Below are 7,619 nucleotides of genomic sequence, written 5' to 3'. Positions count from 1 at the left end.
TGCGGAAACGCGGGGTCCGTTCAAGCTGTTGCGTTGAGATTGAAAATCAACCAAACAAGGATCTCATTTGGGGAGAAACAAATATCCGGCGGTTTTCCGCTTCGGGACGCGCGGTTTAAGCGTGCTTTTCGGAAGTGCGGGGAAAAAATCGGAAACCTCCGAGCATAAACCGAATTTCGGCAACAAAACCGACGCGGAAAGCTAAAACAGGGGTCTGGTCTGTCGATCTCGGTTTTTTCACCGCACTTCCGGAAATGACCGACGGAAGTATGCGGCAAATTTCGGAACCCTCGAGCACATCGTCCTTTTCATGAAAAGAACTCGCAGGTAGAAACTTTGTCACTATCCAGTGTGGTTGACGTGTCTAGAATTTGCCACACACTTCCGGATTTTGCATAAGCTCGACTGGTTTGTTTATCGATTGGGGCAGAGGAATCTTGTCTGGACCTCGTTATATGTATTTAAATGGATGAACTTAACCTATAAGTTAAGTTCATCTAGAAATGGGAGGTGCCCTTTGGCAGAAGGATATGAACTTGTCGAATATAGAGACCTCAAGGGTCGACCGTTTTGGGAATTGACGGCTTCTCCCGATAACTCTCAATTCCAGAAAATGTTGTCAGACCATGAGCGGAAATTAACCGCTCAAACAATGATCGGCCAGAATAGCACGTCAGCTTCTGGAGCCTGGGCGCTGACTTTTATGCCTGGCTTCTGAAACGGAGAATACAATGAATAAAGTAGATCTATCTGATTTATATGCCGAAACAGAAAGTAGCGAAACGCGCGCTTATGAACATGCACTAGATATTGAGTTTATTGTTCGTCGCGAAATGAAACGTTTGGGATTGAGCAAAAGTGAGCTGGCAAATCGTATGGGCATAAGCCTTCAGTCGCTTTCTAAGCTCTTGAATTCTCAACCTAATATGACTCTGAAGACGATTGCAAAGTTCGAACTTGCTCTGGGCATTAAGATCGTTCCGCAGGTTATCGTCAACTATTCCAAAGAACTGCCGTTTCTTTCATCCAATGATTCCGTACGAGAGCAATGTACATTGCCTGCCATTCTCCCTGCAGAGCTGTCAGCAGATTGCGATGTGCCTTTTCAGAGCGAATAGCAGTCTCTCAATGAGCCTGAGTCGGACGAGTTGCCATCCCCACATCCTTTAAAAAAGTTCTTAAAACAGCCTTAAAGGCGCTCCAGCTCGCGTTGACAGCGTACAATACGCATGTTTGACTATGACAAATGTGGATTTTAGGGGAGGGGTGCGCCATGGAGGTGCTGGTTGTTGGCAACACCGCATATGTTGACGATGACTTTTGTGCCAAGGCGTTCCCCGGGGATCACGTTAAGGTCGTCGCTGCCGCGGAAGCGCGCCGCGATGAGTCGTCGCCCCATGCCTCGTGGAAAGAGCTGCTCCAGCACTTGGAACAAGCCTACGAGTTCGACCGCGTGGTCTACCTGTCTAATTACCTTACCCCGCATACCGATACCGTGGGCGATATCGAGACGCTGCGCTCGGTCTTTCGTGCGTGCGCGGGTCGCCGGGTCCAACTGCTGTATGTAGCGGGGCCCGCGGGTGCCGAGGGTGCCGCCGATGCTGCGGGGCGAACGGGCAAGGGCATTATCGCCCGCGCGGCAAACGACCTTTGCCGCTACTACGCTGCTCGCGAGGGTGTTCAGACCAAGATCCTGCGCGTGCCGTTCCTGTATACCGCGTCTGCCGCGCTGGAGGACCCGTTTTTGGTGCCGCTGTTCGACGCATGCTCAACCGGATCGGCCGCTTTGCAGGGCGCGCAGGATGCGGCGTTTCCGCTGCTGTGTGCCGAGGAGCTTTCGGTGCTGGTACGCCGTATCTTCGACAGCTGGGATGGTAACTTTGAGACGCTCGACGTAGCCGATACCTTCCATCACACGGTGGGTGAGGTGGGCGACGCCCTCGAGGCGCTGTTCCCAGGGCTTTCAGTTGCCTATGGCGATTCTGCCGGCTTCGCCCTGCCCGTCAGTGACGTCGTTCGCGTACGTTATGGCTGGTTTCAGCGTTACGACTTGCTGCGCGATCTTTCGACCATTCAAGCGCGTTGGGATGCTGGCCGCGCAAAGAAGGTCAACCCCTTGCGCGCCGCCATCGACCGCATCCAAATGCGCACGCTGCCTATTAAATGCCTGGAGACGGGCGTTGCCTGGGCCCTGTTCGAGGTGCTGGAGCACCTGTTCTCCCAATCGACCCAGCTCAACGTGCTCGATTATCGCCTGCTCTACGTGGTGCTGATTGGCACGCTGTATGGCTTGGACTTTGGCCTGGTTGCGGCGCTGCTGGCGTCGGTGGGTTTGGCTGCGAGCTACTTTACTCAGTACGGCTATACCTTCCAGGGCCTGTTCTACGAGCCGTCCAACTGGCTGCCGTTTATTGCGTACTTTGTTGTGGGTGCCGTGTGCGGCTATGTGCAGCTGCGCAACAGCGAAGCCATTAGGGCGGAGCGCGATCAAAACAAGCTCGTGCGCAACCGCAATACGTTTCTTACGCAGCTCTACCACGACGCGATCGAGGACAAGCGTGCGTACAGGCGCCAGATCGTGGGTCGCCACGACAGCTTTGGCAAGATCTTTGCCGTGACGCAGGAGCTTGACGTGTTCAACCCACGCGACATCTATCGCAAGTGCTGCGAGCTTCTGGGCGAGATCCTCGAGAACGATTCGGTGACGATCTACCATGTTTCTGGCGGAGCATTTGCACGCCTGGTGGCAGCAAGTCCCGCGATTGCCGAAGATGCCGCACGCTCGCTTACGCTTGAGCAGCTTGCGCCCCTTTTAGGCGACGGGGGTCGTTCGAGCCTGTGGGTGAACCGCGAGCTGACGCCGGGGCTTCCCATGTTTGGATACACGATCGAGCGTGACGGGGCGCCCGCCGTGTTGATCTTTGTGCGCTGTGCGGCCCAGAACCAAATGACGCTCTATTACCAAAACCTGTTCCGCATCTTGTGCGGCCTGGTCGAAAGCGCGCTGGGCCGTGCCTTTGACTATGAGGCGGTGGCACAGGATAAACGCTGCGTTGACGGCACTTGCGTGCTCAAGCAGGCTGCCTTTGGCCAAGAGCTCGCGGCCGAGCAGGCGCTGGCAGATGGCAAGATGGGCAGCTTTTTGCTCCTGCGCGTGGTACCGGGCATGGAGCCTGTCGGCGAGCTGGTGGGCGCAATTGGGTCGGCAATCCGCGAGAGCGATGCGGCGGGCCTGGTCGATGGTGACATGCTCTACCTGCTTATGCGCCAGGCAAAGGCGTGCGATCTGCCCATTATCCGCGAGCGCCTGAGCGCAAAGCAGATTGCGGTGGAGCCCGTTGACGGCGAGGACATCGTGGCGCTGCTGCAGCACATCTCTTACACCGGTGACGGTGAGGGGGGGGTGCCGCTTGATCTCGCTTGTCGTTGCTGCCGTCTTGCTGCTGATTCATGCGCTGGTTTGCCTGATGCTGTGGACGCTCATGAAGTTGGGCCTGCTGCCGGTGCGCGGGCACATGCTGGCTGTAATAGTGCTGGTGCCGCTGTGGGGCCCGTTGCTGGTGGTTCTGCTATCGGTCCGCAGCGCGGTGTTTGGCGAGGGGCTGAAAGAGTCTGCGCTGGAGTCGCTGCGCTTCAACGACGACCTGCATCGCAGCATCCTAGTGCACGAACGTGATGCCGATGCAGGCGTAGTGCCGCTCGAGGAGGCGCTCATCGTCAACGACCCGGCAGAACGGCGCCGCCTAATGCTCTCCATGCTCACCGAGGAGCCCAACGCGTACCTGGCGCAGCTGCAGGCGGCTAAGCTTAATGACGACGTTGAGGTGGCTCACTATGCCGCGACGGCGGTGGCGCAGATCTCCAAGGAGTCCGACCTTAAACTGCAGCAGCTGGAGCGTGCCTTTAAGACGGACCCGAGCGCGCAAAACCTCAACGAATACTGCGATTTTCTTGGTGAATACTTGGGCTCGGGCTTGGCCGAGGGGCGTGTGGCTCAGATTCAGCGCCAACAGTACGCGCGCTTGCTTGCGCGTCTCTGCGAGCGCGAGGACACCCTTGAGCTTCGCATTCGATACGTGACGGCGCTGGCCGATGTCGGACAGATTGACGAGGCGCAGGCCGTGATCGACCAGCTGGTGCTCGATGTGCCCGAGGAGCAGGAGGTTTGGATGCTTTGTCTGCGCCTTGCGGTGATGCGCCGCGACGGTGACGAGGTCCACCGCGTGATCGATGCGATTGACAAACAGCATGTATACTTGAGCGCCGCCAACCGCGAGGAACTGGCGTTTTGGCGCAACGGAGAGGAGGCCCGATGAGCGTGGTACAGCATATCCGCGACCGTGCGGGCCATTTTCGCTGGATGGGGCTGCTTGTGGTGTGGGCGGTCTTTATTGCCATGGCGGCCGTGCTGCTGGTGGAGCGCGCCGGCGTACAGTACAGTGCGGGCCAGCATAAGCTGGGGATGCTTGCCGCCAACGATGCGGTGCCGGCCTCCTCGGCAATATTTGGCCAAAAGCCCACGTGCCTGGTCATTACCGATTCCGATCAAGCTGGCGTCGAGGACGTAAAGGAGCAGTTCGACCAGATTCTGCTCGACATGAAGATCGCGCACCGTGACGTGGACCTTGCCCTGGACGGCGCAGATGCCATTCCCTCGCTGACCTCCTACGATCGCGTGATTTTGCTCATGCCGTCGCTCGATGGGCTCGGTACGCACCTGAGCGACATTATGAGTTGGGTGAGTGCCGGCGGTTCGCTTATGCTCGCCATGCCTCCGGATAACTCGGGCTATCTGCAAGTGATTGCTCCCAAGCTTGGCATTGAATCTGCCGGATATGACTATGTAAAAGCCGAAAGCATTGTGCCGAGCGAGGACTTTATGCTGGGCGGGGGAGAGCGCTACGAGCTCTCGGACCCCTTTGATTCGTCGCTTTCGGTTTCGCTGCGCGAGACGGCTCGTGTGTGGGCTAAGACCGGCGATGCGGGCGCCCCGCTCATTTGGTCGAATGACTGCGGTAGCTGTCGCACCGTGGTGTGCAATATCGGTATCTATGACAAGGTCATGCGCGGTTTTTACGCCGCGGCGATCAGCCTGCTGGGCGATGCCACGGCCTACCCCGTCATCAACAGCGCCGTCTTCTATCTGGACGACTTTCCCAGCCCCGTGCCCTCGGGCGATGGTACTTATATCAAGCGTGACTACGGCCTTTCCATTGCGGATTTTTACACTAAGGTCTGGTGGCCCGATCTGCAAAAGCTCGCGCAAAAATATGGCGTTCGCTTTACCGGCGTGATGATCGAAAACTACGAGGACGCGGTCAACCAGACCGAGCCCGCGCGCCAGGCCGATACCACGCAGTTCCGCTACTTTGGCGGCATGCTGCTGCAGATGGGCGGAGAGCTGGGTTTCCACGGCTACAACCATCAGCCGCTGGCGCTCTGGGATACCGACTATCGCACACTGTACGACTACAAGACGTGGAAGAACAAGGAGGCGCTCGTCGCATCGCTCGACGAGCTTATAGCCTTCCAGGACGAGGTACTGCCCAACGCGCACGGCTCGGTATATGTGCCACCGTCGAATATCCTTTCGGCCCGTGCGCGCAAGCTTATCGGTACTGACGTTCCGCGCATTAAGACCATCGCCAGTACGTATTTTGAGGATGGCACCGACTTGCCCTATGTGCAGGAGTTTGGCGTGGCGAGCGATGGCATTGTGGAGCAGCCACGTATTGTCTCGGGCGGCATGGTCAACGATTCCTATATGCGTCTGGCAGCCGTGTCCGAGCTCAACATGCACTACGTGAGCACGCACTTTATGCATCCGGACGACCTTTTGGACCCCGATCGCGGCGCTAAGGAGGGCTGGGAGGTCTACAAGGGCGGCCTGACCGACTACCTGGACTGGCTTTCCAAGTCTGCGCCCGACCTGCGTCGCCAGACCGGCTCGGAATGCTCGGGCGCCATCCAGCGTTTTTCGTCCGTGACGGTGAGCGTGGATACAGACGCGAATGCCTGGACGCTTAGCCTGGGCAATTTCCACGACGAGGCGTGGCTCATGTTCCGTGCCAACAACGGCGAGCCGGGTGCAGTCACGGGTGGCGAGATTACGCATCTGACGGGCGATCTGTACCTGGTTAAAGCCACGGACAAGACGGTGACCATTGCACGCAAGGAGGGTGGCGACAAATGAGAATCTGTTTGGTACTCGAGGGTTGCTACCCCTATGTGCACGGCGGCGTATCTACCTGGATGCACGGCTACATACAGGCCATGCCCGAGCACGAGTTTGTGCTGTGGGTGATTGGCGCGCATGCTGCCGACCGCGGCAAGTTTGTCTACGAGCTGCCCGGCAACGTGGTCGAGGTGCACGAGGTATTTCTGGATGACGCCCTGCGGCTTTCGGGCGAGCAAGAAGAGGCCGACTTTAACGATCGCGAGCGCGAGGCGCTTCGCCGCCTGATGTCGCTTTCTAATCCGGACTGGGACGTGCTGTTCGATATCTTTCAGCGCCGTCGCGTGCATCCGCTCTCGTTTTTGCAGAGCCGAACGTTTATGGACATCTTCCGCGACGTGTGCCTGGCCGAGTACCCATTCACGCCCTTTGCCGATGCATTCCACACCATGCGCTCCATGCTGTTGCCCGTGCTCTACCTTCTGGGCAGCGAGGTGCCGGTGGCCGATGTGTACCACGCCATCTCAACCGGCTACGCCGGTCTGCTGGCAAGCCTTGGCTCCAGCGTTCACCATGCGCCGGTGCTGTTGACCGAGCACGGCATTTATACTCGCGAGCGCGAGGAAGAGATCATTCGCGCCGACTGGGTGGTGCCGTCGTTTAAGGACCGCTGGATTCGCTTTTTCTACCTGCTTTCGGAGGAGATCTACCGCCGCTCCTTTCGCGTGACGAGCTTGTTTCATAACGCCCGCAAGACGCAGATCGATATGGGCTGCGATGCGGACAAATGCCTGGTCATCCCCAACGGCATCCAGTTTGACCGCTTTAAGGACATTCCCTTAAAGCCCGATGACGGCTGGGTGGACATTGGCGCGGTGGTGCGCCTGGCGCCCATCAAGGACGTCAAGACCATGATCTATGCCTTCTTTGAGCTGCACGAGCGCCTGCCCCGCGTGCGCCTGCACATCATGGGCGGCGTGGACGACGAGGAGTACGGCGCCGAGTGCTACGCGCTGGTCGAAACCCTGGGCGTGCGCGACCTGATCTTTACCGGCCGCGTCAACGTGGTCGAATACATGGAAAAGCTCGACTTCACCATTTTGACGAGCATCTCCGAGGGCCAGCCGCTCAGCGTGCTGGAGTCGCTTGCAGCGCGCCGTCCCTGCGTGACGACCGAGGTGGGCTGCTGCCGCGAGCTGCTCGAAGGTGCCCCGGGCGATGACTTTGGCGTGGCGGGTTTTGTGACGCCGCCCATGTATCGCAAGGGCTTGGCCGATGCCATGGAGCGCATGTGCACAAGCCGCGCCCGCCGCATTGAGATGGGGGAGCGCGGCCAGCGTCGCGTTGCCACGTACTTTTTGCACGAGCAGATGCTCGCCAACTATCGCGCGCTGTACGACGAGACGGCGCAAGCGTTTGACCTGCCCAGAGAGGGGGAGTAGCC

At 58.5% G+C, this 7,619-nt stretch carries 5 protein-coding genes; all 5 read left to right on the top strand.

Annotation, left to right across the window (positions count from 1 at the left end; all coding sequences use genetic code 11):
• Positions 1–731 precede the first annotated feature (731 nt).
• Entirely contained in the window at positions 732–1,118 is a 387-nt protein-coding gene (locus I2D41_RS00250) for a helix-turn-helix transcriptional regulator (protein WP_195363154.1), read from the top strand.
• 155 nt (positions 1,119–1,273) lie between these two features.
• Positions 1,274–3,676, top strand: a complete 2,403-nt coding sequence (locus I2D41_RS00245; protein ID WP_195363153.1) for a DUF4118 domain-containing protein — start codon at positions 1,274–1,276, stop codon at positions 3,674–3,676.
• Positions 3,663–4,316: a tetratricopeptide repeat protein gene (locus I2D41_RS00240; protein ID WP_195363152.1), complete on the top strand. Its 654-nt coding sequence runs from the start codon at positions 3,663–3,665 to the stop codon at positions 4,314–4,316. The genes I2D41_RS00245 and I2D41_RS00240 overlap by 14 nt, the downstream gene beginning before the upstream one ends.
• Positions 4,313–6,193, top strand: coding sequence for a DUF2194 domain-containing protein (locus I2D41_RS00235; RefSeq protein ID WP_195363151.1), 1,881 nt, complete (start codon positions 4,313–4,315; stop codon positions 6,191–6,193). The genes I2D41_RS00240 and I2D41_RS00235 overlap by 4 nt, the downstream gene beginning before the upstream one ends.
• Positions 6,190–7,617 (top strand): GT4 family glycosyltransferase PelF, encoded by a 1,428-nt coding sequence (gene pelF, locus I2D41_RS00230; RefSeq protein ID WP_195363150.1) that lies wholly within the window; start codon positions 6,190–6,192, stop codon positions 7,615–7,617. Before I2D41_RS00235 ends, pelF begins: the two co-directional genes overlap by 4 nt.
• Positions 7,618–7,619: the final 2 nt, after the last annotated feature.

This window comes from Collinsella aerofaciens (assembly GCF_015552075.1).
Lineage (GTDB): Bacteria > Actinomycetota > Coriobacteriia > Coriobacteriales > Coriobacteriaceae > Collinsella > Collinsella aerofaciens_Y.
Note: the sequence above shows the minus strand (reverse complement) of the source record. Positions and strands in the feature narration are given on the sequence as shown.